This is a genomic window from Streptomyces deccanensis, assembly GCF_022385335.1.
GTDB lineage: Bacteria > Actinomycetota > Actinomycetes > Streptomycetales > Streptomycetaceae > Streptomyces > Streptomyces deccanensis.
Genome location: NZ_CP092431.1, coordinates 1,143,839 through 1,170,628 on the forward strand (window position 1 = coordinate 1,143,839; position 26,790 = coordinate 1,170,628).

At 72.3% G+C, this 26,790-nt stretch carries 23 protein-coding genes; 10 read left to right on the forward strand and 13 right to left on the reverse strand.

The window, feature by feature from the left end:
* Window positions 1-175: 175 nt before the first annotated feature.
* The gene (locus tag L3078_RS05265) at window positions 176-853 is read right to left on the reverse strand and encodes a uracil-DNA glycosylase (RefSeq protein WP_239751244.1); all 678 of its coding nucleotides are present in this window, start codon (window positions 851-853) and stop codon (window positions 176-178) included.
* A gap of 183 nt (window positions 854-1,036) precedes the next feature.
* On the opposite strand from L3078_RS05265, the gene L3078_RS05270 reads away from it, so the two are divergent.
* Together L3078_RS05270 and L3078_RS05275 are read left to right on the forward strand one after the other, a co-directional pair.
* On the forward strand, window positions 1,037-2,041 hold the full coding sequence (locus L3078_RS05270) for an N-acetylglucosamine kinase (protein ID WP_239751246.1): 1,005 nt from the start codon (window positions 1,037-1,039) through the stop codon (window positions 2,039-2,041).
* Between the two features lie 193 nt (window positions 2,042-2,234).
* Window positions 2,235-3,158 carry a sirohydrochlorin chelatase gene (locus tag L3078_RS05275; RefSeq protein ID WP_239751249.1) on the forward strand — a complete coding sequence of 308 codons (924 nt, stop codon included), beginning with the start codon at window positions 2,235-2,237 and terminating at the stop codon, window positions 3,156-3,158.
* 117 nt (window positions 3,159-3,275) lie between these two features.
* On the opposite strand, the gene L3078_RS05280 is transcribed toward L3078_RS05275, so the two are convergent.
* Together L3078_RS05280 and L3078_RS05285 are read right to left on the reverse strand one after the other, a co-directional pair.
* On the reverse strand, window positions 3,276-4,313 hold the full coding sequence (locus L3078_RS05280) for a lactonase family protein (protein ID WP_239760214.1): 1,038 nt from the start codon (window positions 4,311-4,313) through the stop codon (window positions 3,276-3,278).
* A gap of 228 nt (window positions 4,314-4,541) precedes the next feature.
* The gene (locus L3078_RS05285) at window positions 4,542-6,038 is read right to left on the reverse strand and encodes an FUSC family protein (RefSeq protein WP_239760215.1); all 1,497 of its coding nucleotides are present in this window, start codon (window positions 6,036-6,038) and stop codon (window positions 4,542-4,544) included.
* Between the two features lie 378 nt (window positions 6,039-6,416).
* On the opposite strand from L3078_RS05285, the gene L3078_RS05290 reads away from it, so the two are divergent.
* Together L3078_RS05290 and L3078_RS05295 are read left to right on the forward strand one after the other, a co-directional pair.
* Window positions 6,417-6,905, forward strand: coding sequence for an Lrp/AsnC family transcriptional regulator (locus L3078_RS05290; RefSeq protein WP_239751251.1), 489 nt, complete (start codon window positions 6,417-6,419; stop codon window positions 6,903-6,905).
* A gap of 20 nt (window positions 6,906-6,925) precedes the next feature.
* The gene (locus L3078_RS05295) at window positions 6,926-7,630 is read left to right on the forward strand and encodes an HAD family hydrolase (protein WP_239751263.1); all 705 of its coding nucleotides are present in this window, start codon (window positions 6,926-6,928) and stop codon (window positions 7,628-7,630) included.
* A 120-nt stretch (window positions 7,631-7,750) separates the two neighbouring features.
* Here the strand turns inward: L3078_RS05295 and L3078_RS05300 are convergent, their stop codons facing one another.
* From L3078_RS05300 to L3078_RS05315, 4 genes are all read right to left on the reverse strand, one after another.
* Window positions 7,751-10,405, reverse strand: a complete 2,655-nt coding sequence (locus L3078_RS05300; protein WP_239751265.1) for an immunoglobulin I-set domain protein — start codon at window positions 10,403-10,405, stop codon at window positions 7,751-7,753.
* A gap of 86 nt (window positions 10,406-10,491) precedes the next feature.
* Window positions 10,492-11,031, reverse strand: a complete 540-nt coding sequence (locus L3078_RS05305) for a hypothetical protein (RefSeq protein WP_239751267.1) — start codon at window positions 11,029-11,031, stop codon at window positions 10,492-10,494.
* A gap of 139 nt (window positions 11,032-11,170) precedes the next feature.
* Window positions 11,171-12,175, reverse strand: a complete 1,005-nt coding sequence (locus tag L3078_RS05310) for an HtaA domain-containing protein (protein WP_239751273.1) — start codon at window positions 12,173-12,175, stop codon at window positions 11,171-11,173.
* Between the two features lie 99 nt (window positions 12,176-12,274).
* Window positions 12,275-13,087 carry a neocarzinostatin apoprotein domain-containing protein gene (locus L3078_RS05315; RefSeq protein WP_239751275.1) on the reverse strand — a complete coding sequence of 271 codons (813 nt, stop codon included), beginning with the start codon at window positions 13,085-13,087 and terminating at the stop codon, window positions 12,275-12,277.
* Window positions 13,088-13,179: 92 nt separating this feature from the next.
* On the opposite strand from L3078_RS05315, the gene L3078_RS05320 reads away from it, so the two are divergent.
* Window positions 13,180-14,238 carry a heme/hemin ABC transporter substrate-binding protein gene (locus L3078_RS05320; RefSeq protein ID WP_239751278.1) on the forward strand — a complete coding sequence of 353 codons (1,059 nt, stop codon included), beginning with the start codon at window positions 13,180-13,182 and terminating at the stop codon, window positions 14,236-14,238.
* Window positions 14,239-14,478: 240 nt separating this feature from the next.
* Here the strand turns inward: L3078_RS05320 and paaE are convergent, their stop codons facing one another.
* Genes paaE through paaA form a run of 5 tightly spaced genes read right to left on the reverse strand, consistent with a single transcriptional unit; the run spans window position 14,479 to window position 18,262 of the window.
* Window positions 14,479-15,624, reverse strand: coding sequence for a 1,2-phenylacetyl-CoA epoxidase subunit PaaE (paaE, locus tag L3078_RS05325; RefSeq protein ID WP_239751281.1), 1,146 nt, complete (start codon window positions 15,622-15,624; stop codon window positions 14,479-14,481).
* The gene (paaD, locus tag L3078_RS05330) at window positions 15,624-16,133 is read right to left on the reverse strand and encodes a 1,2-phenylacetyl-CoA epoxidase subunit PaaD (protein ID WP_239751282.1); all 510 of its coding nucleotides are present in this window, start codon (window positions 16,131-16,133) and stop codon (window positions 15,624-15,626) included. Before paaD ends, paaE begins: the two co-directional genes overlap by 1 nt.
* A complete protein-coding gene (gene paaC / locus L3078_RS05335; protein WP_239751285.1) occupies window positions 16,127-16,954 on the reverse strand; it encodes a 1,2-phenylacetyl-CoA epoxidase subunit PaaC in 828 nt (275 codons plus the stop codon). Before paaC ends, paaD begins: the two co-directional genes overlap by 7 nt.
* A 10-nt stretch (window positions 16,955-16,964) precedes the next feature.
* Window positions 16,965-17,261 (reverse strand): 1,2-phenylacetyl-CoA epoxidase subunit PaaB, encoded by a 297-nt coding sequence (gene paaB / locus L3078_RS05340; protein WP_086785833.1) that lies wholly within the window; start codon window positions 17,259-17,261, stop codon window positions 16,965-16,967.
* The gene (gene paaA / locus L3078_RS05345) at window positions 17,258-18,262 is read right to left on the reverse strand and encodes a 1,2-phenylacetyl-CoA epoxidase subunit PaaA (protein ID WP_239751288.1); all 1,005 of its coding nucleotides are present in this window, start codon (window positions 18,260-18,262) and stop codon (window positions 17,258-17,260) included. Before paaA ends, paaB begins: the two co-directional genes overlap by 4 nt.
* A gap of 196 nt (window positions 18,263-18,458) precedes the next feature.
* Between paaA and paaK the strand changes: the two genes are divergently transcribed.
* Both paaK and L3078_RS05355 read left to right on the forward strand, forming a co-directional pair.
* Window positions 18,459-19,778 carry a phenylacetate--CoA ligase PaaK gene (gene paaK, locus L3078_RS05350; protein ID WP_239751290.1) on the forward strand — a complete coding sequence of 440 codons (1,320 nt, stop codon included), beginning with the start codon at window positions 18,459-18,461 and terminating at the stop codon, window positions 19,776-19,778.
* A 413-nt stretch (window positions 19,779-20,191) separates the two neighbouring features.
* Complete coding sequence (locus L3078_RS05355; protein ID WP_239751291.1) at window positions 20,192-22,363, forward strand: TerD family protein; 2,172 nt, start codon at window positions 20,192-20,194, stop codon at window positions 22,361-22,363.
* A gap of 115 nt (window positions 22,364-22,478) precedes the next feature.
* On the opposite strand, the gene L3078_RS05360 is transcribed toward L3078_RS05355, so the two are convergent.
* Entirely contained in the window at window positions 22,479-23,366 is an 888-nt protein-coding gene (locus L3078_RS05360; RefSeq protein WP_239751293.1) for a fructosamine kinase family protein, read from the reverse strand.
* A 180-nt stretch (window positions 23,367-23,546) separates the two neighbouring features.
* Here L3078_RS05360 and L3078_RS05365 point away from each other — a divergent pair, with 180 nt between their 5' ends.
* From L3078_RS05365 to L3078_RS05375, 3 genes are read left to right on the forward strand one after another with little or no spacing between them, the layout of a single operon-like run.
* A complete protein-coding gene (locus L3078_RS05365) occupies window positions 23,547-24,872 on the forward strand; it encodes an ABC transporter substrate-binding protein (protein ID WP_239751295.1) in 1,326 nt (441 codons plus the stop codon).
* Window positions 24,869-25,816, forward strand: coding sequence for a carbohydrate ABC transporter permease (locus L3078_RS05370; RefSeq protein WP_239751297.1), 948 nt, complete (start codon window positions 24,869-24,871; stop codon window positions 25,814-25,816). The genes L3078_RS05365 and L3078_RS05370 overlap by 4 nt, the downstream gene beginning before the upstream one ends.
* On the forward strand, window positions 25,813-26,766 hold the full coding sequence (locus tag L3078_RS05375) for a carbohydrate ABC transporter permease (protein WP_239751299.1): 954 nt from the start codon (window positions 25,813-25,815) through the stop codon (window positions 26,764-26,766). Before L3078_RS05370 ends, L3078_RS05375 begins: the two co-directional genes overlap by 4 nt.
* Window positions 26,767-26,790 lie beyond the last annotated feature (24 nt).

Below are 26,790 nucleotides of genomic sequence, written 5' to 3' on the forward strand. Positions count from 1 at the left end.
CGGTCAGGTCATCAGGTCATCTTGCACGCTACCGACGGCATGACGACCGTCCCGGACTGCGCGATAGCGATCAGTTCGCCGAGCAGGGCAGCTGACGACCTGCCGTGTTGGCAGACCCGGCTCGTCGCAGGGCCGGGTGACTCCTTCCAGGCGCGGCCGTCAGGTCCGGCGTGGGTTACGGCAGTCGCCAGTCCACCGGCTGAGCGCCCTGTCGCAGCAGCAGGTCGTTGGCGCGGCTGAAGGGGCGCGAGCCGAAGAAGCCCCGGTCCGCAGACATGGGGGACGGGTGTGCGGACTCGATCGCCGGCAGATCGCCGAGCAGCGGGCGGAGGTTGCGGGCGTCACGGCCCCACAGGATCGACACCAGCGGCTTCCCCCGCCCGGCCAGCGCCCTGATCGCCTGCTCCGTGACGTCCTCCCAGCCCTTGCCGCGATGCGCGGCCGGCTTGCGCGGGGCGGTCGTCAGCGCGCGGTTGAGCAGCAGCACGCCCTGCCTGGTCCAGGGGGTCAGATCGCCGTTCGACGGCCGGGGCAGACCGAGGTCGGAGTGCATCTCGCGGTAGATGTTCTCCAGACTGCCCGGCAGCGAACGCACCTCCGGCGCCACCGCGAAGCTCAGCCCGATCGCCATGCCCGGCGTGGGATAGGGGTCCTGACCGACGATCAGGACGCGGACGTCGTCGAAGGGCTGCTGGAAGGCCCGCAGGACATTCGCCCCGGACGGCAGATAGGTCCGGCCCGCCGCTATCTCGGCCCGCAGGAAGTCGCCCATCCCGGCGATACGTTCGGCGACCGGCTCGAGAGCCTTCGCCCAGCCCGCTTCAACAAGTTCATGCAAAGGTCGTGGTGCCACGGCGCGTCACTCTACTGGCACACACAGACACCCCGCATGCCCAGGGAAGCCCCACCCACGGGCCCCTTCCGCAGGCGCTACCCTTCCTCCTCGTCCAGGCCTCGAACCGGACGGGCACCATCGCGCCACCCCACGCGGCCCGTCACCGAAGCCAGGAAGCCAGTAGCCAGGAAGGAGCGGAGCTTGCTCCGTCACGAGGGCCTTTCCCGGCCCGCCGAGGACCAGGCACCCGTCGTGCTCGCCGTGGACTCCGGTGGTTCGGGGTTGCGGGCGGTGCTGGCCCGGGGCACCGAGGTGCTCGGAGAGCCGGTGGTCTCCGCGGAGGCGGTGCCGACCGGTGCGCGCGGCATCGACGCGGACCGGCTGTTGGAGCGGCTGTCGCCCATGGCGGAGCGGCTGCTCGCCGACGCCGGGTGCGCGCGTCCGGCGGCGGTGGCCGTCGGGGCCACCGGGTTCGCGTCGCTCGGCGAGCACCTGCGCGCCGAACTGCCGTCGGCGCTGGCTCGGAAGTGGGGAGTGCGCCGGGTCGCACTGGTGGCCGACGCGGTCGCCGCCTACACCGGCGCCCTGGGGACGCGGCCGGGTGCGGTGATCGCCGCCGGTACGGGGCTGATCGCGATCGGTACGGATCTGACCGGCTGGCGTCGGGCCGACGGCTGGGGCCATCTCCTCGGGGACTGCGGCGGCGGCGCGTGGATCGGGCGGGCCGGGCTGGAGGCGGCGATGCGGGCGCACGACGGGCGGAGCGGTGGTTCGGCCCCGCTGCTGGCACACGCCGAGGGGGTGTTCGGCCCGCCGGCCGGGATTCCCGGCCGGATCTACCCGAGGGACGACCGCCCGGCGGCCCTCGCGTCGTTCGCGCCGGAGGTGGCCGCCTGCGCCGGGGACGACCCGGTGGCGGCCGGCATCCTGCGCGAGGCCGCCCGGCACATGGCCGACGCTGCGGCCGCCGTCTGCCCGGCCTCGGGCGAGCCCCGAGTGGCTCTGACCGGGGGCCTGTTCAGGCTGGGCACCCCGCTCCTCGGCCCGCTGGAGGCGGAGTTGGCACAGCGGCTGCCGCACGCGCCGCTGGTACCGGCGGAAGGGGATCCGCTCGCCGGTGCCGTGCGCATCGCGGCCGCGTTGGCGGGCGGCCGGCTCGGGTTGCCGTACGACGAGCGGATGTTGTACGTGGTGGCCGAAAAATAGTACCTGAAACAGGGAGTAATCCAGCCTGTCGGACAAGAGCCGTCGTGATCACCCAAGTGCACCACTCAGCAGATAAATGCGGTACCGATCGGCCCTGATCGGCACGTAACTCATCAGACAAATCAGGACGGATACCGCTCACCTGCACCCTCCCCGAACAGGGGAGCCCAAGAAGCCAGTAACATGCGGCGCCATGAGCTCCCCCACTGGGCCCGCGTCCGGCCTGCCTGTACGAATGCCGCGACCCCGCCAGCCCGGGCGGCACCGCCGCCCCGAGCCGCTGGCGGCTCCCGAGGGCGCGCCCGCGCTCGTCCTCGCGGTGCCGGGCACGCCCAGCGCCGCCACGCGCAGCCTCGCCGAGGAGGTCGTGAGCATCGCGCGCTCCGAGCTGCCCGGCCTCGACGCCCGCATCGGTTACGTCGACGGTGGCGCCGACGAGTTCCCCACCCTGCAGTCGGTGCTCACGCGCGCCGCCGAGGAGCGCACCGCCCGTTACGAGCAGGCGCGGGCCGGCGGCCTGGACGTCAAGGAGCCGGACGGCCCCGTCGCCGTCGTCGTGCCCCTGCTCGCCGGTCCGGACAGCGCCACGCTCCGCCAGGTCCGCCAGGCCGTCATGGAGAGCCGTATCGCGGCCGAGCTGACCGACGTCCTCGGCCCGCACCCGCTGCTCGCCGAGGCGCTGCACGTGCGCCTGTCCGAGTCGGGACTGGCACGTGCCGACCGGGCCCGGCTGTTCACCGTCGCCACCGCCGCGGACGGCATCGTCCTCGCGACCGTGGGCGGCGAGGAGGCCGTGCAGGCCGCCGGGATCACGGGCATGCTGCTGGCCGCGCGGCTCGCCGTGCCGGTGATGGCCGCCGCGCTCGACCAGGAGGGTTCGATCACCTCCGTGGCCGAGCAGCTGCGCTCCTCGGGCTCCCAGCAGCTGGCTCTCGCGCCGTACCTGATAGGGCCGGAGATCGACGCGGGTCTGATCGAGGCGGCCGCGAACGAGGCGGGCTGCTCCGCCGCCGAGGCGCTCGGCCCCTACCCGGCGATCGGCAAGCTGGCGCTCGGCAAGTACACGACCGCGCTCGGCATCGCGCCGCAGCAGCCCCAGGGCATGCCGGTCCGCTGAGTCCGGCACCGCCCAGGACCGCGACCCGTACGGCCGAGGGCCCGCTCCTCTCGCAGGAGCGGGCCCTCGGGCGTATGCGTGCCGGCCGTACGTCTCTCTCCCCCTGCGGGGGTGGTCTCAGTCGTGCAGGACGACGCAGGAGGCCCCGGGTACCTCGATCGAGCCGGACCGTACCGGTAGGCCGGTGAGCGGGTCGGCCGTGAACCAGGTGACGTCGCCGGAGCGCTCGTTGGCCACGTACAGCGTGCCCGCCGCGTAGGTGAGGGCGCGGGGCCAGTGGCCGCCACAGGGCACCGTCGTGACCAGGCGCAGCCCGTCGCCCTCGACGGCGAGCACGGAGAGCACGTCCGTGCCACGGGTGGCCGTCCACACGAAACGACCGTCGGGAGACACCACGAGGCCCGACGGGTACGCGTCGCCCTCCGGGGCGTCCGGGAGCACCGGGGTCTCCCCCAGCGGCTCCAGCGGGCCGTCAGGGGCGTTCCAGCGGCACACGGTGACCGTGGGGGACAGTTCGTTCAGCACATAGACGTACGGTCCGCCCGGTCCGCCCGGGTGGAGGGCGAGGTGGCGCGGCCCCGAGCCCGGCCGCAGCGCCGTCTCGTGGAGTGCGACCGGGACGCCGTCCTCCACGGCGCACACCCGCACCGAGTCCGTGCCGAGGTCGACCCCGAGGAACCGGCGCCCGGTCGGATCGGACACCACCTGGTGGGCGCGCGGCCGTCGGTCGCCGGAGTCGGACCCGGACGCGGCGTGCCGGAGAGTCCCGGACGCGGCGGGTCCGAGGGTGCCGTCGGGGCGCAGCGGGACGGCGGTGACGCTGCCGGAGCCGTAGTCGGCGGTCAGGACGTGACCGTCGAACACGGTGAGGTGGGTGGGTCCGGCGCCGACCGCCACCGGGGGCCCGGTCAACTCGGCTCTGTCGCCCGTCACCCGATAGGCGGCCACCGCTCCCTCGGGCCGCTCGCTGACCGCGTACAGCGTGCGGCCGTCCGGTGCGAGGGCCAGATAGCTCGGGTCGGGGACGTCGTCCGCGCCCGACAGGACGGTGAGCGCGCCGCTCTTCTCGTCGACGTCGGCGACGAGGACGCCGGGACCCCCCGCCGAGGTGAACGACCCGATGTACGCCCGTCGTGGTCGCGGCCCGTCCACCATGCCCGTGTCCGTCGCGTCCGTGTCCGTCGCGTCCGCTTGCGCTGCTGTCACTGCCGTCCCCTCCCGCTCGCCCGGTGTGCGGGCGAACAGTAGCAGTAGGTCTAGACCAAAGCCCGCGAGTGGTGCGAGGTGCGGACGCGCGCGCCCCAGGAGCGCCTTCGGCTCCCTCGCGCGCGACGTCCGGGACGCACGGTGGGGGCGCGCGACGGACGACCGGCGGGTGGGCGGCTAGGGAGCGGCCGTACGCGAGCCCGGAGCCGCCCCGAGCGGCATGGCCAGCTCCGACAGCGCCCGCTCCAGGTTGTGCAGATGCCCCAGGGCGGCCCCGGCCTCCGCGGGGGCGAGCCCTTCCGGTCCGGTGACGGCCGCCCGGGCACCGGGGGTGGTCAGCGCCTCCACCGCGGCCTTCACCCTCCAGCAGGCGGCGATCAAAGAAGCCTCGCGCGCACCGGCCGGGTCGGCGGTGGCGGTGGCGGAGACGAGGGCGCGCACCTCGCCGACGCAGTCGTCCAGGAGTCGCAGGGCCGCGTGGGCGCGGGCCTTGCGGGCGCGGAAGGGGTTCAGGGGGTGGACCAGCGGAGCGAGCGCCATCCGCGCCCGCCCGAGCAGCAGTTCCAGCTCGGCCGCGTGGGGAGCCGGGTCGGCCCCGGGGACGCCCTCCAGCCGCGCGGCGGTGGCGGTCGCGGCGGCGTGCACACAGTGCAGGGCCCGCTGGATCCAGGCGTCGTTGGTCGCGTGCGTCGTCACCGGCAGGACGAGGACGACCGCCAGCACGGCGCACACCGCGCCCACCCCCGTCTCGACGAGACGGAGCGCGAGCAGACCGGGGTCCAGCACTCCGAGCAGCCCGTAGAGGAGGCTGACCATGACGGTCACCGCCAGCATCATCCAGGAGTACGAGACCGCCGCCGTGTAGAAGATCCCGAAGACGCAGACCGCGACGAGCGCGGCGGACGGCGCGGGCGCCCCGTCCAGCGGCACGGCGACGAGCAGACCGACGGCGACACCGATCACGGTGCCCAGGACCCGGCGGAAGCCGCGGACCAGCGTCTCGCCGCGCGACGCGGTGTTGACGAAGATCCACCATGCGGTGCCGACGGCCCAGTACCAGCGGTCCTCGGAGAAGGCCTGACCGACGAGCAGGGCGAAGCAGCAGGCGACCGCGGCCTGGAACGCCTGTCGGGTGGTGGGCCGCGCCAGCCCCTTGCCCGACGGCCCGGCGGGGAGCGCGACGGGCGGGAGGGCGCGCTCGACGGGCCACACGAGGAACCGGACCACGCCCGCGACCAGCAGCGCGAGCGTCATGGCGGCGTACAGCCCGGGCAGGTCCGCCGGGACGGTGTGGAGGAACTGCGCGACGAAGTAGCTCATGAACGCGAAGATCCCGAGCGCCTGGCCGCGCGGCCCCCAGCGGCGGGCGTAGACACCGCAGAAGACCGTGGCCACGAACGCGGCGTCACGGGCGGCGCCGACGTCGTGCAGGACGGCGGCCAGGGCGAGGACGGGAAACCCGGCGGCCGGCAGGAGCGCGGTGGTGATCCGCTGGGCGGGGACGGTCGCGTCGGTGACGGTGAACAGCGCGAGGAGGGCCGCCAGGCCTCCGGTGATCGACGCGGGGAGCGAGAGGCCGCACAGTTCGGACACGGTCACGGCGGCGCCCACGCCGATGACGGCGCGCAGTGCGGTCCGCAGCCGCAGCAGCCCTGGATCGGGAGCCGTGAACATCCTCTTCATGACGGTGTGCCGCCCCCTTGGCGTGGTGCCCGCCCCGCCCACGGCCCGGCCGGGGTCTCCGGCGGGGGCGGGCACGGCGAAGGCGCCGCGCTCCGGATCCGGCCTCGTCGCCGCTCCGGCACCGCGCGGCGCCCTGAGTTACATGGATACGGCAGAAGTACCATCCCGTGCCACCATGGCTCAACAGCGCCCTTCGGGACTGGGCCATTGGCACAGTCCCGGGCAGGGGGCGGTCGATGCCCGGTGGGCCAACGGATCAGCGGACTCCGGCGGTGGGGTCCTGGGTGAGGTGGTTCTCCGGACGTGCGGTTCACTGGGCCATCGGCACAGTTCCCATGATCTGCACCGACACGGGAAGGCTGACGGACCATGGCCGTGGACGAACTCGACACCCGCATCCTGCGGCTGCTGCTGGAGCAGCCGCGCACGAGCGTGCGGGAGTACGCCCGCGTGCTCGGCATCGCCCGGGGCACGTTGCAGGCCCGCCTCGACCGGCTGGAGCGGGACGGTGTGATCACGGGCACGGGTCCGTCGCTCTCCCCCGCCGCGCTCGGCCACCCGGTGCTGGCCTTCGTGCACATCGAGGTCACCCAGGGGCACCTGGACGACGTGGGCGACGCGCTGGCGGCCGTGCCGGAGATCGTCGAGGCGTTCTCGATCACCGGCGGCGGTGATCTCCTGACCAGGGTCGTGGCCCGGGACAACGCGCATCTGGAGGACGTCATCCAGGCGCTGATCAGTCTGCCGGGTGTGGTCCGCACCCGTACGGAGGTGGCGCTGCGGGAGCGGGTGCCGTACCGGCTGGGCCCGTTGGTGGAGTCGATCGGCTCGGCGGCGGGCCGGCCGGCCCGGAACTGAGCGATGACATCCTGGCGTTCATGAGCACTACCCGTCACACCACCCGAAGCACTTCGGTCATCTTCGATCTCGACGGAACGCTCGTGGACAGCGAGCCGAACTACTACGAGGCGAGCGTGCGGATCCTCGCCGAGCACGGGGTCACCGACTTCACCTGGGCGGATCACGAGCGGTACGTCGGCATCAGCGTCCAGGAGACGGTCTCGGACTGGAAGGAGCGGTACGACCTCGCCGCACCGGTCGAGGCGATCGTCGCCGCCAAGAACCGCCACTATCTGGAGCTGGCCCGCGCCGGTACCCGGGTCTACCCGGAGATGCGGGCGTTCGTGGAACTGCTCGCGGCGGCCGGCACACCCATGGCCGTGGCCTCGGGGTCCTCGCGCGAGGCGATCGAGGTGATCCTCGGCGCGACGGGGCTCGACGCGTGGCTGCGGACCGTCGTGTCGGCGGAGGAGGTCGATCGCGGCAAGCCGGCGCCGGATGTGTTCCTGGAGGCCGCCCGGCGGCTGGGGGCCGCCCCGGCCGACTGTGTCGTCCTGGAGGACGCGGCGCCGGGCGCGGCCGCCGCGCACGCGGCCGGGATGCGGTGCGTCGCGGTGCCGTACCTCGCCGGACAGGCCGACGACCCGGCGTTCGCGACTGCGGGGCTGCTGGTGCGGGGCGGGCAGGGGGCGTTCACGGCGCGGGAGGCGTACGACTGGGTCGTGGCCTCGGGTGGCTCGTGACGGTGGGGGGCTCTTGACGGCGGGCGGCTCGTGACGGCGGGCGGCTCGTGACGGCGGAGCCCGGTCCGCCTAGGGTGTCGGCGGACCGGGCTCCGGTCGAGGGTTCCGGGGTCGGGCGGCTCAGGCGGTCGTGCCCTGGCCCGCCTTGCGGGCCCGTCGGTGCAGGATCCAGCCCGTCACGGTGAGCGCGGCGGCCGAGGCGACCGCGCCGAGGACGGTCAGGCCGGTGGAGGCGAGGCTTCCGCCGCCTCCGGTGGTCGTGGTGCCGCCCGTGCTGCCGGAGGCGCCGGTCGTGCCGGTCGTGCCGGTCGTGCCGGTGCTCCCGGACGTCGAACCGCCGCCGGAGTCACCGCCGGTGGAGGTGCCTCCGTCGGTGTCGCCACCGCCGTCGTCGGTGTCCACCGGGTCCTGGCCGACGAAGGCGACCGGGACCTTGACGTCCTGCGAGCGGTCGCCGGACAGGGTGTGGTCGGCGCGGGTGGCGAGGACGCACCGGGCCTTGAAGCAGTCGGTGTACTCGTCCTTGGCGTCGATGGTCAGCTCGACCTCGAACGCGCCGCCGTCCTCGTACGGCGTGGCCAACTCCTCGCCGTAGTCGGGCGGGTTGGAGGAGATCCACGCGGAGGAGTGCGACTCGCCCGTCATGTCGACGCCGCCGACGCACGGGGAGGGCAGTTCGCCCGCGCCGTTGTCGACGCAGAGGGCGACGTAGATGCCCTTCTTCTCGTCGTAGCCGGAGCCGGTGACCTTCAGGGTCTGGTTCTCGGTGGCGAGGTTGTTGACCGGGGTGACGGTGAGCTTCTGGCCGTCGGAACCGGTGACCGTCTTCGTGCCGGAGGGCTCGTCGTCACCGCCGTCGCCGCCCCCGTCGCCGCCGCCGGTGCTGTCGTCGGCCTCGGTGACGGTGAGGGTGAAGGCAGGGGTGCGGGTCGTGCCCACGGTGTTCTTGAACACGGCACGGTACTGGTAACCGTCGTGCGCCGCCTTCGCCTTGAAGGTGTACGTGTTCTTCGTCGCGCCCTCGACCGCCGACCAGGTCTGGGCCCCGTCGGTGCTGACCTCCCACTGCACGGTGGGCTGGGGGGTGCCCTCGGCCGCCGCGACGAACGAGACCTCGTCGCCCGGTGCCACGGTCCGGTCGGTGGGGGACTGGGTGACCTTCGGGGACATCCGGCGGTCGAGCTTGGTGATCTCGCCCTCGCTGGGGCTGCTGACGTAGACGGTGGTGCCGCCGGGGGCGACGGCGAGCGAGGCCAGTCCGTTCTGGGACTCGTTGTCGACCAGCTTCGTGGGCACCGCGGCCTGCGCGTAGGAGGTGGTGTCGTACACGGCGAGATGGCTGGTGCGGTCGCCGCCGTTGCCGGAGTCGCCGTTGTCCTGCCAGACGACGAAGGCCCGGCCGGTGACGGTGTCGAAGGCGAGGTCGGCGGCCTGGTCCGCCTCGGCCCCGGTCGGCGCGTCGATGGTCTTCAGGAGCTTGGCGTCCTTGTCGTAGACGCGCACGGTGTTGCCGCTGCCCACCCAGGCGTTGCCGGTGGCCGGGTCCGCCTCGATGAACTGGACGTCGGCGGCGAGTTCGGCCGACGCGGTCACGGTGAAGGAGCCGGTGTCGATCCGGCGCAGGGTGCCGCCGGTGGAGCCCGCGGACCAGGCCGCGTTGTGGGCCCTGTCGACGCCGAGCACGGAGCCGCCCTCCAGGGTGAGGGTGCGGTTCTCCAGCGGGACGGCGGTGGCGATGTCCACCTCGGAGAGGGTGGCGCCCTGGGCGACCAGGACGGTGGTGGACTTGGTGCCGGGGCCGATCCCGGTGATGTTGGCGCCGGCGATCCACTTGCCGGCGGCGGCCGCGTCACCGGTCTCGGCGGTGCCGATGCCGCGCAGCGCGAACTGGAACACGGCGCCGTCGCCGGCGAGCGGGGCGGCGATCCGCACGACGGCGCGGGGCGCGAGCGTGCCGGTGCTGCCCGGGGCCTGCGCGACGTGGCCGCGGCTCCTGCCGTCCACCGGGTCGAGGATGTGCAGACCACGCTCGTCGACCGTGCCCGAGGCGGCGAAGTTGTCCGAACCGGCGTACAGCTGCCCGGTCGTGGGGTGCAACATCAAGTCGTTGACCTTGCCGGCCGCCGTGAACGCGGCGGACTCCACGTACTCGACCGTTCCCGCGGGCACGTCCTCGCCCTCGCCGCCGTCGCCGCCACCGGTGTCCTGGCCCTCGAATCGGACGGGGATACGGACGTCCTGGGAGCGGTCGCCCGAGTTGCGGTGGTCGACGCGGGTGACGACGGAGCAGACCACCTTGGCGCAGTCGACGCCGTTGTCCTCGGCCTCGATGTCGATCTCGACGTCGAAGGTGCCGCCGTCGCCCCAGGCGATGGCGAGGCTGCCCTCGTACGGGTCGCCCTTAGGGACGATCCAGTGGGAGGAGCTGCCGGTACCGGTCTCGTCGGCGCCGCCGATGCACGGGGAGGGGATCTTGCCGTCGCCGTTGTCCTTGCACAGGGCGACGTAGATGGCCTTGGTCGTGTCGTAACCGGAGCCGGTGACCCTGAGCTTCTCGCCGTCGGGATCGAGGTTCGCGGAGGCGGAGACGGTCAGTTTCTGACCGTGCGCGCCCAGGCCGGTCTTCGGGGTGTCGGCGGCCTGCGCCGCGGTGCTCACCGTGACGGCGGTGACCGTGGCGGCCACCAGGGCGATCGCTCCGAGGAGCGCCGCGGGGCGTCCGAGCCGCGGTCCGGCGGCACGCCCCGGCCGCCGGCCCGTCGTGTCGTCTCTCATGGGTACCTCATTCGTCGGGTGCGCCCCGCACCCGGGGGACGCCGAGGGCCGGGCCCCGTGGCGAAGGGGCCCGGCCTGGTGGGTGGTTACTGGAAGGCGAGGGGGGCGTGGACGTCGTACTTGCGGTCGTTGCTGTCGAAGTGGTCGGCGCGGGTGACCACCGCGCAGGTGACGTCCTCGCCGCAGACGCTGCCGTCCTCGAGGGTGGCCTGGACGTAGATGTTCACGCTGAAGGTGCCGCCGGTGCCGAACTTGGAGCTGTTGGCGAAGAGGCCGCCGAAGGTGTTGTTGATCCAGTGCGAGGCGCCGGTGGAGCCGGACTCGTCCTGGCCGCCGAGGCAGGGGGTCGGCTTGTTGGCGCCCTGCGTGCCGTTGACGACACAGAGGCCGACGTAGATGCCCTGGCTCGTGTTGTAGCCGGAGCCGGTGACGGTGATGACCTGGCCCGACGCGGCGGCCGTGTTCGGCGCGGTCAGGGACAGGTTGTAGGTCGTGGTGCCGTCGACGATCGTGCGGGTCGAGGTGGCGGCGGAGGCCGAGGTGGCGAGACCGAGGGTCAGGGCGGCGGAGGCGGCGACGGCGAGACCGGCGCGGGCGGCGGTACGGGCGGAGGGAACGACTCTCATCGGAGAGCACCTTTCTCGAGCACGAGGAGGCGTACTTAGGTAAGGCTTACCTAACCTTGATCGAGATCTCTTTGTCAACAGAACGCAAAGAACCTGCAACGGGCCTGCGCGCGGCCCGCGTTGACCCGGCCGGCGGGGCTCAGGAGACCGCCTCGTCGGCGACCACGGCGAACTCCGCGACCGCCTCACGACCCCCGGTCACGGAGTACAGCCGTACAGTGTGCGCGCCCTCGGTCGCGGTGTCGTACACCGGGAAGTCACGGGCGACCCGGCCCGACGCGTCGGCCACGGCCTGATAGCGGGTGTCGTCGTCGATCGCGACGAGCACGACCTCGCCCGGCGCGAAGCCCTCGCCGGTGACCTGTTGACCGTCCCCTGCCGCGAGGCTCGTGCGGTCCACCGCCGCGGACGGGGACTCCCCCGTCTCCCGCTCGGCACCGGCATCCGCGTCGGCGCCCGTATCGGTGTCGGCGGGGCCCGTCGGTGTGTCGTTGGGGCCCGGCGGTGACGAGGAAGCGTCGGATTCGCCGGGCGACCCGTCCTGCGGATCGGCGGTCCCGGACGCGCCGGTTCCCACGGTCACGTCGAGCGGGGCGAGTTCGTCCCCCGCCGCGTACGAACGCCCGCTCCATCGGGTGAGCAGTGCGGCGCCCTCGGCGGTCAGCGACACCCGTAGGCCGGACCAAGTGGCGCCGCCGCTACGGACGTTCGGCGTGGTGGCACCCGTGCCGACCTCGGCCAGCGTCAGGTCATCGCTTTCCTCCGCCCGTTCGGCCCGCACCCGGAGGGTGCCGGTGCCGCCGTCGAGCCGCAGGCGCAGCTCGTCGAGGGTCAGGGGGTCGGTGCCGGCTCCGCCGAGCCGGATCGAGCCGTCGAGGGCGATGTCCGCGTCCCCCGCACCCGGGGTCGCGGTGCCGCCGTCGACCGGGAACCAGGTCCGCCCGCCGGAGCCGCGCACGGCGGGCGCCCCGGCCGTCACCGTCGCGTCGGCGCCGGTGGACGCCTCGAACGCCGGTCCCCAGCTCGCGAATCCGCCGGACACCTCGCGTGGGGTCTCGGCCCCGTCGCGCGCCGTCGCCGTGCCCTGGCACAGCAGGGCGAGCAACGCGCCCGCCGCCGTCACGGCGACACCAGGTCTGTTCATCACCTCGAAGTCCTCCCTGAAAGGTCGACCGCGCGGCCGACCGGACACCCCGACTCGGAAGCGTCGAATGATCTGTGGACGGCTGTTCTCGACACGCCGTCAGTTCGGGTCCGTGGAGTCGGACGTGGCCCCGGACACGGTCCCGGTCGCGCTGGCGGTACGGCGGTGGCGCGCCCAGAACCAGGCCGCCCCGCCCGCCGCGACCAGTCCGGCGGCGGTGATGCCGAGCGGTACGGCGGCGCTGCCGGTGCTGGCCAGCGGCTCATCCGAGGCACCCGTGTCGCTCGACGTGCCGCCGGTGGTCGTCGTGCTCGTACCGGCCGACGGGGTCGCCGAGTTGCCGGTGCCCGGGTCGTCGGCGTCGCTGTCGCCCCCGGCTCCGGCGAAGGTCACCGGGATGCGGACCGTCTGGCTCTGGTCGCCGCCCCTGGTGTGGTCGTTGCGGGTGATCACGGCACAGGTCACGCCGGACTTGGCGCAGTCGGTGTTGGCGTCCTTGGCCCGCACCTTGATCTGCACGGAGAACGTGCCCTTGTGCCCGCTGCCCTGGTACGGCTTCGCCAACCCCTCCCCGTACGAGGGCGGGTTGGAGGAGACCCAGACCGACGCGCCGGAGTCGCCGGACATGTCGACGCCGCCCACGCAGGGCGTGGGGGTCTTGCCCGCGCCGTTGTCCACGCAGAAGGCGACGTAGATGCCCTTCTCGGTGTTGTAGCCGGTGCCGGACACGGTGACCGTCTCGCCGTCCGGGGCGAGTCCGGAGGATTTGGAGACGGTGAGTTTCTGGCCCTCGGGTCCGGTCGCGGAGCCGCCGGCTGCCATCGCCGAGGGGGCCGGGAAGAGGATCAGAGCACTCGCGACGGCGATGGCCGCCGGGGCTGCGCGCAGGGCTCGTAGGCCACATCTGTGCATCGGGGTCAGCACTCCCACCATAGGTAACTCAGGTAAGGCTAACCTAAAGTAACGAACACTTGGTTCGAACGGTAGACATGGGAGGCGGTTCGATGCGAAGGCCCGGAAGACCTCAACTCACCATCCCTCGAAGGGGAGTTGCCGCACTGGCCGTTGCTTTCGCGATGCTGGCGGCCGGATGCGCAGGCGGCGACGGGGGCGGGGAAGCAGCGGGGGCGAAGTCGTCGGCGCCGTCCGCTAGCGAGCGGGCGGCCGCCGCCCGGAAGCAGTTGAGCACGAACTCCCTCGTGCCGCTGAAGGGTGCGGCGCCCACGCCCGAGTTGCCCGTCACGGTCGACTCGTCGGACGGCCGGAAGGTCACCGTCGAGGACGCCTCACGGATCCTTCCGCTCAACGGGGGCATCGCGGAGATCGTGTTCACACTCGGTCTCGGCGACAAGGTCGTCGGCCGGGACATCACAGCGACCTTCGAGGAGGCCGCGGACCTTCCCCAGGTGACCAAGGCGCACGACGTGAGCGCGGAGAGCGTGCTCTCGCTGGAGCCGACCGTGGTCCTCGCCGACACCGACACCGGGCCCAGCGAGGCCGTGGACCAGATCCGTGACGCCGGGGTCCCCGTGGTCGTCCTCGATCCGGCCAACGAACTCTCCGACGTGACCGCGCGGACGACCCGGGTGGCGGAGGCACTGGGTGTTCCGGCCGCGGGCAAGGCCCTCAACGAGCGCTTCGCCAACGAGTTGAAGGCGGCGCGGGCCGCCGTGCCCGAGGGGAGTCGGCCGAAGGTGGCGTTCCTGTACATGCGGGGGTCGGCCGCGGTCTATCTCATCGGCGGGAAGGGGTCGGGAGCGGACTCCCTCATCGACGCGGCCGGAGCGGAGGATGCGGGGGTGGCGGCCGGGCTGGACAAGCCGTTCACCCCGATCACCAGCGAGGCGCTCGTCAAGGCGCAGCCCGAGGTGATCCTGATGATGAGCAAGGGGCTGGAGTCGGTCGGCGGGGTCGACGGTCTGGTGGACATCCCCGGCATCAGGGAGACGCCGGCCGGGATGGACCGCCGGGTGGTGGATCTGGAGGACGGGGTGCTGCTGAGCTTCGGGCCGCGTACGCCGTTGGTGATCGATATTTTGGTGGATCGGTTGCATCAGGGGTGAGGGGGGTTCGGGGGCCGGTTGTTCGGGTGCGGGTGGGTGGGGCTTCTCGCGCAGTTCCCCGCGCCCCTAAAAGCATCAGGCCCCTACGGGCCTGAAAGACCACGGCCCTGCGGGCCGGAAAAGCGACGGGGCTGCGGGATGAAAAGCACGGGGCGCAGCCCCTGCCTTTCAGGGGCGCGGGGAACTGCGCGAGCAACCCCCACGCACCCGCACCCGACAACGCACCCCCGGCCCCCGACCTCACGTGTCGAAGTCCACCGTCAACGCGTCCGTGACCGGATACGACTGGCAGGTCAGGACGTACCCCGCCGCGACCTCCGCCGGCTCCAGCGCGAAGTTGCGGCGCATCTCGGCCCGGCCGTCCGTGACCAGCGCGCGGCACGTGCCGCAGACGCCGCCCTTGCAGGCGAAGGGCAGGTCGGGGCGGGTGCGTTGGGCGCCGTCGAGGACGCTGCGCTCGCGGGACAGCGCGGCGGTCGTGGTGCGGCCGTCGAGGACGACCGTGACCTCGCTGACGGGCCCCTCCGCGGCGACCTCCTCGTGCCGCGCCTCCCGGACCGGTTCGTCGTCGGCGTAGAACAGCTCCTGGTGGACGCGGTCGGCGGGGACGCCGAGTCCGTCCAGGACACGCTGGGCGTCGCGGACCATGCCGTGCGGGCCGCACAGCCACCAGTGGTCCGCCGTCCCGACGTCGACCAGGGAGCCGATCAGTGCCGAGAGCCGCTCGGCGTCGAGGCGGCCGGAGAGCACCTCGGCCTCGCGGGGTTCGCGGGAGAGGACGTGGGCGAGGTGGAAGCGGGCCGGGTACAGGTCCTTCAGGTCGGCCAGTTCGTCGGCGAACATCACCGTGCCCGTGCGGCGGTTGCCGTAGAACAGGGTCACGGTGGAGCGGGGGTCGGCGGCGAGCACGGACTCGGCGATGGAGACCATGGGGGTGATGCCGGAGCCGGCCGCGATCAGCACATGGTGGCCGGGGGCGGTGAGGTCCGGGGTGAAGAAGCCGGTGGGCGCCATGACCTCCACGGTGTCGCCGGGCCGTACGTCGTTGACCAGCCACGACGAGAAGAGTCCGCCCGGTACGACCCGTACACCGATGCGCGGGGGCGTCCCGGCCGGGGAGCAGATCGAGTACGACCGCCGCTCGTCGCGCCCGTCGATCTCGCGCCGCAAGGTCAGCGACTGCCCCGGCGAGAACGCGAACTCCTCCGCCAGCTCCGCCGGAACCTCGAACCCGACGGCGACCGCGTCCTCACAGAGCGGGCGTACCTCGGCGACCCGCAGGACGTGGAATCCCGGCCGTCGCCGCGCCGTTGCGCGCCCCGCCCCGCCCCGGAGAGCGGCCGAGGCCGGAACCCCTCTCGTCGGGCTCTCGCTGAGGCCTTCCATCAGATCTCCTTGACGTGCTCGAACGGCTCGCGGCAGGTGTGGCAGCGCCACAGGGACTTGCAGGACGTGGCGGCGAAGCGGGACGTCTCCTCCGTGTCGGCGGAGTCGCAGCGGGGGCAGGCGACGGACCGTCGGGTGGGCGCCAGCACGAGGGGGACAGGGCCCCGGGGGGCCGCGCCGGGCGGGGCGATGCCGTGCTCCGTCAGCTTGCGGCGGCCGGCGTCGGTGATCCAGTCGGTGGTCCACGGCGGGTTCAACACCGTGCGGATCTCGACGCGTTCGTAGCCGGCGGCGCGCAGCCGCGCCGCCACGTCGGCGCGCATCTCGGCCATGGCGGGGCAGCCGGAGTACGTCGGGGTCAGGCTCGCGACGACCGTGCCGTCGGCCGTCAGCCGCACCTCCCGCAGGACACCCAGGTCGGCCAGGGTCAGCATCGGCAACTCGGGGTCCGGCACCTGTTCGGCGATGTGCCGGGCGCGCCGCGCGGGGTCGGTCAGGGTGGTCACCATGTCGCCTCCGGGTGGGCGCGGGCCACGCTCTGCAACTCGGCGAGCAGCGGCGCCAGATGCTCCGTGTGGTCTCCGGCGCGGCCCGCGCCCGCCAGCGGCCGGTAGACCGGCATCGGCAGGCCGGCCGCCTCGGTGACCTGGCGGAGCACGGCGGCGACCTCGTCCCGTACGTCGCAGGCGGTGAACAACTCACCGAAGTACGGGGCCACTTGCTCCATCGCCTTGCGGATCCGCCGGTGCGACTCCCCTGTGCCGTCGCCCAGCCGGACGGCCCATTCGGCGGCGTACTGCCGGTGGTACGTCAGTTCTTTGACGCCCTTCGCCGCGATCGCCGCGAGGACCGGGTCCGGGTGGGTGACCAGCCGCTCGAAGTGCGCGAGGCGCCAGCTGGACAGGACGAGCAGCCGGACGATGGAGAACGCGAAGTCTCCGCACGGGAGTTCGGCGAGGCGTACGTTGCGGAAGTCGGCGGCGTCCCGGAAGTAGGCGTACGCGTCCTCGTCGCCCCCGGTGCCGTCGACCTGCCCGGCGCGGGAGTACAGCAGACGGGCCTGGCCGAGGAGGTCGAGGCCGATGTTGGCGAGGGCGACCTCCTCCTCCAGCTCGGGCGCGCGGGTGGTCCACTCGGCGAGCCGCTGGGCGCTGACCAGGGCGTCGTCGGCCAACGCCACGCAGTCAGCGGCCAGTTCGGCGGCGTCCACGCCCTCGGGCACCGTGGTGTCGACGCCGTGCAGGGGGTCCTCGAAGCCGGTGCCGTACGCCCAGCGGGCGTCGTCCTCGTGTCCCTCGGCGAGGGTCAGGTAGACGTGGTCGTCACTCATACCCTGCTCCTCAGATGTGCGGGACGTCGTCGGGGATGTCGTAGAACGTGGGGTGGCGGTACACCTTGTCGGCGCTGGGCTCGAAGAAGGGGTCCTTCTCGTCGCGGGTGGAGGCGGCGATGTGCTCGGAGCGCACGACCCAGAGGGAGACGCCCTCGTTGCGGCGGGTGTAGAGGTCGCGGGCGTGGGTGAGGGCCATCTGGTCGTCGGCGGCGTGCAGTGAGCCCACGTGGACGTGGTTCAGGCCGCGCTTGCCGCGGACGAAGACCTCGTACAGCGGCCAGTCGCCCTTGTTCGTGCCGGTCATGCCGCCGTCCCCTTCCGGGCTCGTTCGTCGCGCTTCGCCGCGTGGGCGGTGGCCGCCTCGCGCACCCAGGCGCCCTCCTCGTGGGCGGTGCGCCGCCGTGCCATCCGCTGGTCGTTGCACGGTCCGTCGCCGGAGATCACGCGCTTCAGCTCGTCCCAGTCGGGGGTGCCGAAGTCATGACGGCCGCGCTCCTCGTTCCACCGCAGTTCCGGGTCGGGGAGAGTGACGCCGAGCTTCTCGGCCTGCGGGACGGTCATGTCGACGAAGCGCTGCCGCAGTTCGTCGTTGCTGTGGCGCTTGATCTTCCAGGCCATCGACTGCGCGGAGTTGGGCGAGGCGTCGTCGGGCGGGCCGAACATCATCAGCGAGGGCCACCACCAGCGGTTCACCGCGTCCTGGACCATCTCGCGCTGTGCGTCGGTGCCGCGCATCATCGTCAGCAGCAGTTCGTAGCCCTGCCGTTGGTGGAAGGACTCCTCCTTGCAGATCCGCACCATCGCGCGCGCGTACGGCCCGTACGAACTCCGGCACAGGGGGACCTGGTTGCAGATCGCCGCGCCGTCGACGAACCAGCCGATGACACCGACGTCGGCGAAGCTCGCCGTCGGGTAGTTGAAGATCGACGAGTACTTCTGGCGGCCCTCGATGAGGCGTCGGGTCAGGTCCGCGCGGTCGGCGCCGAGGGTCTCGGCGGCCGAGTACAGGTAGAGCCCGTGGCCCGCCTCGTCCTGGACCTTGGCGAAGAGGATCGCCTTGCGGCGCAGCGACGGGGCACGCGTGATCCACTCGCCCTCCGGCTGCATGCCGATGATCTCCGAGTGCGCGTGCTGCGCGATCTGCCGGACGAGCGTCCTGCGGTAACCGTCGGGCATCCAGTCGCGGGGCTCGATCCGCTGGTCCCGGGCGATCGTCGCGTCGAAGTGCTGCCGGAGGGCGTCCTCGGCGTCCGGCGTCCCCTCGGTGCCCCGGGACGGCTCCCCGGCGGAGTCTGTCGTCGTCATCGATACCAGCTTCCCAACCGACCATTCGTTCGGTACCAGTGTGACGCGATTCGAGCGGCCGGGCAAGACCCGCACACCCCTTCACACCCCCCGGCGACTCCTTGACAGGCGTGGCCACGGCTGGGTTACATGACCGTGACGCACAGCAACCGAATGGTCGGTCGGTTCACCGGGCGGTGAGCACGAAGGAGTCGCGATGAGCACCCTGGGCGAGCCCCTCCCCCGCGACCTCCTGGACGCCGGCGAACGCCTCACCCCGAAAGACCTGCGCGGCCTCCAACTGCGCCGGTTGCGGGCCACGTTGCGGCACGCCTACGACAACGTGGAGCTGTACCGGAAGAAGTTCGACGCGGCCGGAGTCGGCCCCGACGACTGCCGCTCGCTCGACGACCTCGCCCGGTTCCCCTTCACCACAAAGGCCGATCTGCGCGACACCTACCCCTTCGGCATGTTCGCCGTGCCCATGGCCGACGTGCGACGCGTCCACGCCTCCAGCGGCACCACCGGGCGGCCCACGGTGGTCGGCTACACGGAGAACGACCTGTCGATGTGGGCGGACGTGGTCGCCCGCTCGATCCGGGCCGCCGGCGGCCGTCCGGGTCACAAGGTCCACATCTCCTACGGGTACGGCCTGTTCACCGGCGGCCTCGGCGCGCACTACGGGGCCGAGCGCGCCGGGTGCGTCGTGATCCCGGCCTCCGGCGGCATGACCGCCCGCCAGGTGCGGCTCATCCAGGACTTCCGTCCCGAGATCATCATGGTGACGCCGTCCTACATGCTCACGCTCCTCGACGAGTTCGAGAAGCAGGGCGTCGACCCGCGCACCACTTCCCTGGAGGTCGGCATCTTCGGGGCGGAGCCGTGGACGGAGGAGATGCGCCGGGAGATCGAGGAACGGGCGGGTCTGCACGCGGTCGACATATACGGCCTGTCGGAGGTGATCGGCCCGGGTGTCGCCCAGGAGTGCGTCGAGACCAAGGACGGTCTGCACATCTGGGAGGACCACTTCTACCCGGAGGTCGTCGATCCGCTCACGGACGCCGTCCTGCCCGAGGGCGAGGAGGGCGAGATCGTCTTCACCTCCCTCACCAAGGAGGCCCTGCCGATCATCCGCTACCGCACCCGCGATCTGACCCGTCTGCTCCCCGGCACGGCCCGCCCCGCCTTCCGCCGGATGCGCAAGGTCACCGGCCGCTGCGACGACATGATCATCCTGCGCGGGGTGAACGTCTTCCCCAGTCAGATCGAGGAGATCGTGCTGCGCACCCCCGCCGTGGCCCCGCACTTCCAGATCCAGCTGACCCGCCGGGGCCGCCTGGACCACATGACGGTCCGGGTGGAGGCCCGCCCCGAGGCGAGCCCCGAGCAGCGGGACGCGGCGGCCTCGACGATCACCCAGGCGGTCAAGGACGGCATCGGCATCACCGTCGAGACCACGATCGTCGCCCCGGAGACCCTGGAACGCTCGGTCGGCAAACTCAAGCGGGTGCGTGACCTCCGCGACGCCGCGATCTGACACCCCCGCCCCGTCGGGGGCGCGGGGAACCGCGCGATCCCAGTTCGGCTCGCAGCCCACGGCGACCCGAGCGCGACGACCGCGCCCGCGTCCCGCGGATCCCGCAGCCGCCAGGCCCGCTCCTCCCCCAGCCGCACCGCCCCTTCGTCGGAGCGCAGTGGCCGTCATACAGGCGCAGGAAGGCGGGCGCGCCGTCCAGGACGTCCTCGACGAGGGGCGCGGTCGACGGTCCGGCCGCCGAAGAGGTCGTGGTCGAGGCCGTGGCCGATGACCCAGCCGTCGATCCGTTCACCGGTGGCGAGCGCGCGGCGTCGGCTGGAGTCACACGCACAGGTTCGGCGGGACGCGCGCGGGGCCCCGGCGTACGGAAAACTCCCGTGCGTCGATTCGTACACCTCTGCGATCATCCGGGAATGGCGCAGAGTCTCGAATCGCTGGTCCTCCGGCACACGCATCGTCTGCCCGTCCCGAAGGGTTCCCCCGGTGACGGCGCCGCCGCCGCGCGGCAGTTCGACGCCGCGCTGATGGAGGTGGGCTTCAAGCTGTCGGCGGAGCTGCTGGAGCGGCTGTCCGGGCTGTCCCGGGCCGCCGTCCTGCACACCGCCCGGCGGACCCTGCGCACGGTGGCCGAGATGGTCGGCGACCACGTCCGGCACAACTCCTACTTCATCGACTTCCCCGCGCACGTCCCGAGCACCGAGGAGTTCTGGACGCGGTGCGTGGCGCGGGCCCTCGGCGACGAGAAGGCGCGCGAGGGCGTGCTGACCCAGCTGGCCAACGGAGTGCTGGACCTGCTCAGCCTCCCCACGTACGGCCGGTACCAGCACACCTACGAGGAGATGCTCGCGGCACAGGACGAGCTGATCGCCTCGGCGGGCGACCGGATCACCGTGCTGCACCTCGGCCGGGACCTGGACGACGAACTGACCGCCCTGTACCTGGCCCTGGCGGGCAGCACGACCCCGCTGGGCGAGGAGCACCTGGCGGACCTCAAGGTGCTCGCCGAGCGGTGCGCGCTCGGCCCCCGGCCGGAGCGGATCCCGGTGCGGGAGAACCGGGCGGTCGTCAACGAGGCCCGGCTCGGCGTGGGCGCGGATCTCCTTCTGGACACCGTCACCGATGTGCTGCGGCTGGCCGCGGCGCTGTCGGGCGGCGACGTGACGCTCCAGGAGCCGACCCGGTTCCGGTCCCTGTCGCGTCCGGTGCGCCGGGCGCTGCTCGCGGGCCTCGACGCCGTGGTCGCGGCGAACCCGGCGAAGCTGGCCGATGTGCACGCGCACCGGGAGCCGTTCAAGCGGCTCGGCGAGCGCCTCCACCCGCACGAGTACCCGCGCTGGCCCCACGCCGCCGACGTGTTCGCGGTCGCGCGGGGCGAGAAGGAGGCGCGGTCCTTCGACAGCCGGGTGGAGAAGCTGCTCGACGAGTTCGACGTCGCCGGCGCGGCGCGGCTGCTGAAGTCCGCTCCCGGCAAGCTGTTCCGCGCCCTGGACCTCCTGCTGCGCATCGCCGCCGACCAGGAGGAGCGGGACGCGGTCCTGGCCGCCGCGGTGGAGGTCGCCCCCGAGGTCTCCGGCCGGGTCGTGCTGGCGGTCCGCGAGCACCTCCACAACCGGGAGCGGGAGACCGACGCGCCCCGGGTCTTCGTCAACCGCCGGGGCCGCGCCTGGGTCGCCCCCGACGACCGGCCGCCCGTTCCCGCCGCCGACCGTCGTCGTCTGATCGCCGCCCTCGACGCCGAGCTGCGGGGCCGGCTTCCGGTGCCGGGGCGGCTGCTGGTCGACCCGGACGTCCTGGACGTGGCGCTGCCGCTCAGCGGCCGGGCGACGGCGGCCGGGCTCGGTGTGCTGCCGCGCGGTTCGGTCTCGGAGGTCGACGGCGGACGGCTGCGCTTCTTCGTGTACTGGAAGGAGACCGAGCACCGCACGGACTACGACCTGTCGGCGCTGCTCCTGCACAGCGACTACAGCACCGACTCCTGGCTCTCCTACACGTCCCTCACGGCCGTCGGGGGCCGGCACTCGGGCGATGTCACCGAGGCGCCCGACGGGGCCTCGGAGTTCATCGATCTGACCCTGGACCGGGTGCGCAGCACGTTCATCGTGCCGCAGGTCAACATCTACGCGGGCGAGGGCTTCGAGGAGGTCGAGGAGTCGTTCTTCGGGTTCATGGTGCGCGACGGCGAGCAGAAGGGCCGCCCGTTCGAGCCGCGTACGGTGCGGATGAAGTCGGAGCTGCGCGGGGTGGGCCGGGTGGCGCTGCCGCTGGCGTTCCGGCGCGGCGAGGACGGCCGGTGGCGTGCGAAGTGGCTGCATCTGTATCTGAAGGGCGTCTCGTCGGCCAACCGGGTCGAGGAGAACCAGGCTTCGGTGTCCAGGCTGGTGCGTGCCGTGATGGAGCGCGAGCAGCTGACGGTGGGGTACCTGATCGATCTGATGAGCCGTGAGACCACGGTCATGGACCTGTGGGACGGCACGTCGGTGCCGGACGGGCCCGTGACGTACATCGGTCTCGAACGGCCCGAGGAGCTGCACCCGGACTCCCGGGTCATCACCCTCGAAAATCTGCGCGACCTGATCCCGGGCTGAGTGCTAGCGTGATGCGCGGCGAGGCCATGGAGGGGCTTCCTTCTCATTCACTCCACATGAAACCGAGTTCCTTCGCTCTCCTCGCCGCCGACATCGCTCCGGGCGGCGCCCGCGCTCATCGCGCGAGCGCCGCCCGAGCCGTTCGCAGGGCCTGCTCCGCGTAGCCCCGCCCGAACAGCACGGTGTGCACCAGCAGCGGGAAGAGCTGGTGGAGGCCGACGCGGTCCTGCCAGCCGTCGGCGAGGGGCGCCGCCTCCTGGTAGCCCTCCAGGACGTGGCCCAGGTGGGGGCAGCCGAAGAGGGCCAGCATCGCCAGGTCGGTCTCGCGGTGGCCGCCGTGCGCGGCCGGGTCGATGAGCCGGGCGCGGCCGTCCGCGCCCCACAGCACATTGCCGTTCCAGAGGTCGCCGTGCAGCCGGGCGGGCGGCTCGGCGGGACCGGCCAGCTCCGGCAGCCGTGCGCAGATCTCCTCGATCGAGGCGGACTCGGCGGGGCGGATCGTGCCGCCGTCGACCGCGCGGCGCAGATACGGGAGCACGCGGTGCTCGGCGTACCAGGCGGGCCAGTCGCCGCCGGGGACGTTCCGCATCGGGGCGCGTCCGATGTACGCCTCCGTGGGGCCGCCGGGCGGCGGGGCGCCGAAGGCGGGCGCTCCGGCGCCGTGCAGGGCGGCCAGCTCGGCGCCGAGGCGGGCCGCCGCCCCGGCACTCGGTGCCCCTTGGTCCACCAGGTCGATCACCAGGCGGTTTCCGTCGTGGCCGTGGACCGCCGGAACGCGGACCGTGTCCGCCTCGGCGAGCCAGCGCAGTCCGGCCGCCTCGGCTCGGGCCGCGCCGGGACCGTCGCCCAGCTTGACGAGCACCTTCCGGCCGTCGTCGAGGGTGACCTCGGTCAACGTGCCGGACAGCCGGCGTTCACCGGTCGTCCGGCGTCCGGTGAGCCGGGCCGCCAGGGCACTCGGTGCCGTGCGCTCGCCCACGTCGACCACCTCCCGTTTTCCCATCTCCTCAGGCGCTCCACAGGATCCCGCAGAGGCGGGGTGTGGCACCGGTGAAATCTCCTACCCATGTCTTGACATGCAAACGGAACGCTCCGTAGCTTGGCCGATCATTTAGATTCGTGAAGCACGTTCACGGATATGAACAGCCGGGCGGACGGCCCGGAGGAACAACGGAGTGTGCCCATGGGCGTTCGCCGACGAAGTCGCCGCCTGGCCGCCATGATCACCGCCGCGGGGCTCGCGTTCGGGGCGGCGGCCTGCGGATCGGGATCCGACAGCGCCGGAAGCTCTGACCCGAACACGCTGGAGGTGTGGACCCGGAGCAACCCGGACCCGGCCGCCACGTACGAGCGGGTGTTCGCCGCCTTCACCGAGAAGACCGGCATCAAGATCGACTATCAGCCGGTCATCAACTTCGACCAGCAGCTCCAGAGCCGGGCGTCCACCAAGGACCTCCCGGACGTGATGATCAACGACACGGCACTGATGGGCAGTTACCAGGGCCAGGGCCTGCTGAAGCCGATCGATCCCTCCTCGATCGACGGCCACGACCAGATCACCGACAAGACCTGGGCCTCCACCGTGGGCATCGACGGCCGGCACTACGGCATCCCGTACTCCCGCCAGGCCCAGACCCTGATGATCCGCACGGACTGGCTGAAGAAGCTCGGACTCCAGGCGCCGACCACCTGGGCGGAGATGCTCTCCGTGGCCAAGGCCTTCGCCGAGCGGGACCCGGACGGCGACGGCAAGAAGGACACCTACGGCATGGTCGTCCCCGGCAGCGCCCAGAACGGCTACGCCGCCTGGTGGGGCGCCAGCTTCCTCTGGTCCGGCGGCGCGAAGATCATCGAGAAGGACGGCGACGGTTACCGCCCCGCCATGGACTCGGCCGCCGCCGTACGCACCGTCACCTGGATGAAGGACAACCTCTTCTGCGGTGACAACGGTGTCATCCAGCCCGGCGCCATCAGCGCCGTCACGGGCACCGCCACCGACTTCCAGGACGGAAACGCCGGGATGTACCTCACCGGCCCGTACAACATCGCCACCTACGACACCACGCCCGGCAAGGACGCGTACGACGTCATTCCCTTCCCGGCGGGCCCGGCCGGGTCCACCGTGCTGGCCGACGGCGAGAACATCTACTTCGGCGCGAGGACGGGCAAGGCGAAGCAGGAGCAGGCCCTCGCCGCCTTCCTGATCTCCCCCGAGGGCCAACGCCTCGCCATGACGGGCAAGAACCAGCCCGTGGTCCGCATCCCCGTCAACGCCACGCTCGACGCGGCCCAGGTGCGGGACGACCCGCGCTGGAGCGTCGTGCAGAAGGCCTACGAGGACGCCTCCGAAGAGTTCCCGAACGCGCCCGACTTCGCGCCCCTCAAGCAGGACACCGCCGACGCCCTCAACGCGGTCTTCACGTACTGCGGCAGCGACGTCGGCTCCGGCCTCAGAGAACTCAACGACACCCTCGCCGGCGACCTCGAGGACCAGGACCTGTTGAAATGACCGCCACCACCGCGACCACCGCGTCGGCCGCGTCCGCCGTCGGGCCCGACCGGCGCGGAGGCCCTGTCGGGCGGTTCTTCCGCAGGAAGACCGTCCTCCCCTGGCTGTTCCTGGCCCCCGGTCTGCTGCTCGCCCTCGTCTTCAAGTTCCTGCCGATGGGCAAGGGCATCTGGCTCAGCTTCTTCGACGTACGGCCCTTCCTCGGCGACAAGTGGGTCGGCCTCGACAACTACACCCGGGTCCTGACCGACCACCGCTTCCAGGACGCGGTCGGCCACACCCTCCTCCTCGGCATCGGGCAGTCGCTCGGCGCGATCGCCGTCGGCTTCCTCCTGGCCCTGCTGCTCGAAGGCCAGGCCCGCTCGCTGAAGATCATCCGCACCGCCGTCTTCCTGCCGGTCGTCACCGCGACCGCCGTCGTCGGTGAGCTGTGGCGGCTGATGTACTACCCCACCTCCGACGGCCTGGTGAACAGCGCGCTCGGCTTCCTCGGCCTCGGCCCGACGCCGTTCCTCGACAACCCGGACACCGCGCTGTGGGCCACCATGGTCATGGGCGTCTGGATGGCCGCCCCCTACAACATGGTGATCATCCTCGCCGGACTCGCGGGCGTGGACCGTACGTTGTACGAGGCCGCCGCGATGGACGGGGTGTCCCTGTGGCAGCGGTTGCGGTACGTCACCCTGCCGGCGATCCGCCCGGCCGTCGGCATCGTCCTCACGCTGGCCGCCATCCGCGGTCTGCGGGTCTTCACCGAGGTGTACGTCCTCACCGGCGGCGGTCCCGCCGGGTCCACCGAGGTCTGGATGACCCGCGCCTACACCCTCGGTTTCACCCGCAACGACATCGGCGGCGCGTCGGCGGCCTCCGTCGTCCTGCTCGCGGTGACGCTGCTGCTCACCGTCTCCGTCAACTACTTCCGCAAGAGGGGAGACGTGCGATGAGCGCACCCGCCCTCGACCCCGTCCGGACGCCGTCGTCCGACGAGGCCGTCACGTCGTCCGGGAGAACCGGAAAGCAGGCCCGGGCGACACCCGCCCGTTTCGACACCGCGCTCGGCTGGAACGACCGGCCCGGCGTCTCCTGGGTCCTGCGCATCCTGCTGTGCGCGCTGGCGCTCGGTATCTTCGCCGCGCCCTTCCTGACGATCCTCTCGGGCGCCCTGAGCACCCACCCCAGCGGCTCGTCGCTGACGTTCCTCCCGCACGACAGCACGCTGCTCAACTTCCGGGTGGCCGGGGAGCGCGGCATCTGGGACTACTTCACCAACTCGCTCGTCATAGCGGGCGGCGGACTGCTCCTGCAGCTCGTGGTGTGCGTGCTCGCAGCGTACGCGCTGGCCCGGCACCGGTTCCGGGGCCAGGCTCTGATCATGACCCTGTTCATGCTGACGATGATGCTCCCCGAGGAGGTCATCGCGATCCCGCTGTCGCTGGTCCTCGGCCACGTCCCGGTGGTCGGCATCGACCTCAAGGGCACCGTCTGGGGCGTCATCCTGCCGCTCGGCGCGTGGGGTTTCTCGGTGATGCTGCTGACCGAGTTCATGAAGGACATCCCCCGCGAGATCGAGGAGGCCGCACGCCTCGACGGTGTCGGCGAGCTGCGGATGCTGTGGCAGGTCGTCCTGCCGCTGTGCAGGCCCGCGCTCGGTGTGGCCGGGGTCCTCGGCTTCATCATGATCTGGGACCAGTACCTGCTGCCGCTGATCGCCGCGAAGGACCCGACCGACTACACCGTCACCGTGGCCCTGTCCATCCTGCGCACCGACCCCGAGGTGGGCTCGGGCGTCGTCCTCGCGGGCGCGGTCATCGCGCTCGTGCCCAGCCTCGTCGTCTATCTGCTCCTCCAGCGCTCGCTGGTCGCCGGCATCGCCGCCGGCGCCACCAAGGGCTGATCCGACCCCCACGTTTGAGGAAGA

Excerpts from the sequence above, each read along its gene's own strand:
- L3078_RS05275 (WP_239751249.1), top strand. The coding sequence starts at position 2,235 with ATGAGCTCCCCCACTGGGCCCGCGTCCGGCCTGCCTGTACGAATGCCG.
- L3078_RS05280 (WP_239760214.1), bottom strand. The coding sequence starts at position 4,313 with ATGGTGGACGGGCCGCGACCACGACGGGCGTACATCGGGTCGTTCACC.
- L3078_RS05285 (WP_239760215.1), bottom strand. The coding sequence starts at position 6,038 with ATGTTCACGGCTCCCGATCCAGGGCTGCTGCGGCTGCGGACCGCACTG.
- L3078_RS05290 (WP_239751251.1), top strand. The coding sequence starts at position 6,417 with ATGGCCGTGGACGAACTCGACACCCGCATCCTGCGGCTGCTGCTGGAG.
- L3078_RS05295 (WP_239751263.1), top strand. The coding sequence starts at position 6,926 with ATGAGCACTACCCGTCACACCACCCGAAGCACTTCGGTCATCTTCGAT.
- L3078_RS05300 (WP_239751265.1), bottom strand. The coding sequence starts at position 10,405 with ATGAGAGACGACACGACGGGCCGGCGGCCGGGGCGTGCCGCCGGACCG.
- L3078_RS05305 (WP_239751267.1), bottom strand. The coding sequence starts at position 11,031 with ATGAGAGTCGTTCCCTCCGCCCGTACCGCCGCCCGCGCCGGTCTCGCC.
- L3078_RS05310 (WP_239751273.1), bottom strand. The coding sequence starts at position 12,175 with ATGAACAGACCTGGTGTCGCCGTGACGGCGGCGGGCGCGTTGCTCGCC.
- L3078_RS05315 (WP_239751275.1), bottom strand. The coding sequence starts at position 13,087 with ATGCACAGATGTGGCCTACGAGCCCTGCGCGCAGCCCCGGCGGCCATC.
- L3078_RS05320 (WP_239751278.1), top strand. The coding sequence starts at position 13,180 with ATGCGAAGGCCCGGAAGACCTCAACTCACCATCCCTCGAAGGGGAGTT.
- paaE (WP_239751281.1), bottom strand. The coding sequence starts at position 15,624 with ATGGAAGGCCTCAGCGAGAGCCCGACGAGAGGGGTTCCGGCCTCGGCC.
- paaD (WP_239751282.1), bottom strand. The coding sequence starts at position 16,133 with ATGGTGACCACCCTGACCGACCCCGCGCGGCGCGCCCGGCACATCGCC.
- paaC (WP_239751285.1), bottom strand. The coding sequence starts at position 16,954 with ATGAGTGACGACCACGTCTACCTGACCCTCGCCGAGGGACACGAGGAC.
- paaB (WP_086785833.1), bottom strand. The coding sequence starts at position 17,261 with ATGACCGGCACGAACAAGGGCGACTGGCCGCTGTACGAGGTCTTCGTC.
- paaA (WP_239751288.1), bottom strand. The coding sequence starts at position 18,262 with ATGACGACGACAGACTCCGCCGGGGAGCCGTCCCGGGGCACCGAGGGG.
- paaK (WP_239751290.1), top strand. The coding sequence starts at position 18,459 with ATGAGCACCCTGGGCGAGCCCCTCCCCCGCGACCTCCTGGACGCCGGC.
- L3078_RS05355 (WP_239751291.1), top strand. The coding sequence starts at position 20,192 with ATGGCGCAGAGTCTCGAATCGCTGGTCCTCCGGCACACGCATCGTCTG.
- L3078_RS05360 (WP_239751293.1), bottom strand. The coding sequence starts at position 23,366 with ATGGGAAAACGGGAGGTGGTCGACGTGGGCGAGCGCACGGCACCGAGT.
- L3078_RS05365 (WP_239751295.1), top strand. The coding sequence starts at position 23,547 with ATGGGCGTTCGCCGACGAAGTCGCCGCCTGGCCGCCATGATCACCGCC.
- L3078_RS05370 (WP_239751297.1), top strand. The coding sequence starts at position 24,869 with ATGACCGCCACCACCGCGACCACCGCGTCGGCCGCGTCCGCCGTCGGG.
- L3078_RS05375 (WP_239751299.1), top strand. The coding sequence starts at position 25,813 with ATGAGCGCACCCGCCCTCGACCCCGTCCGGACGCCGTCGTCCGACGAG.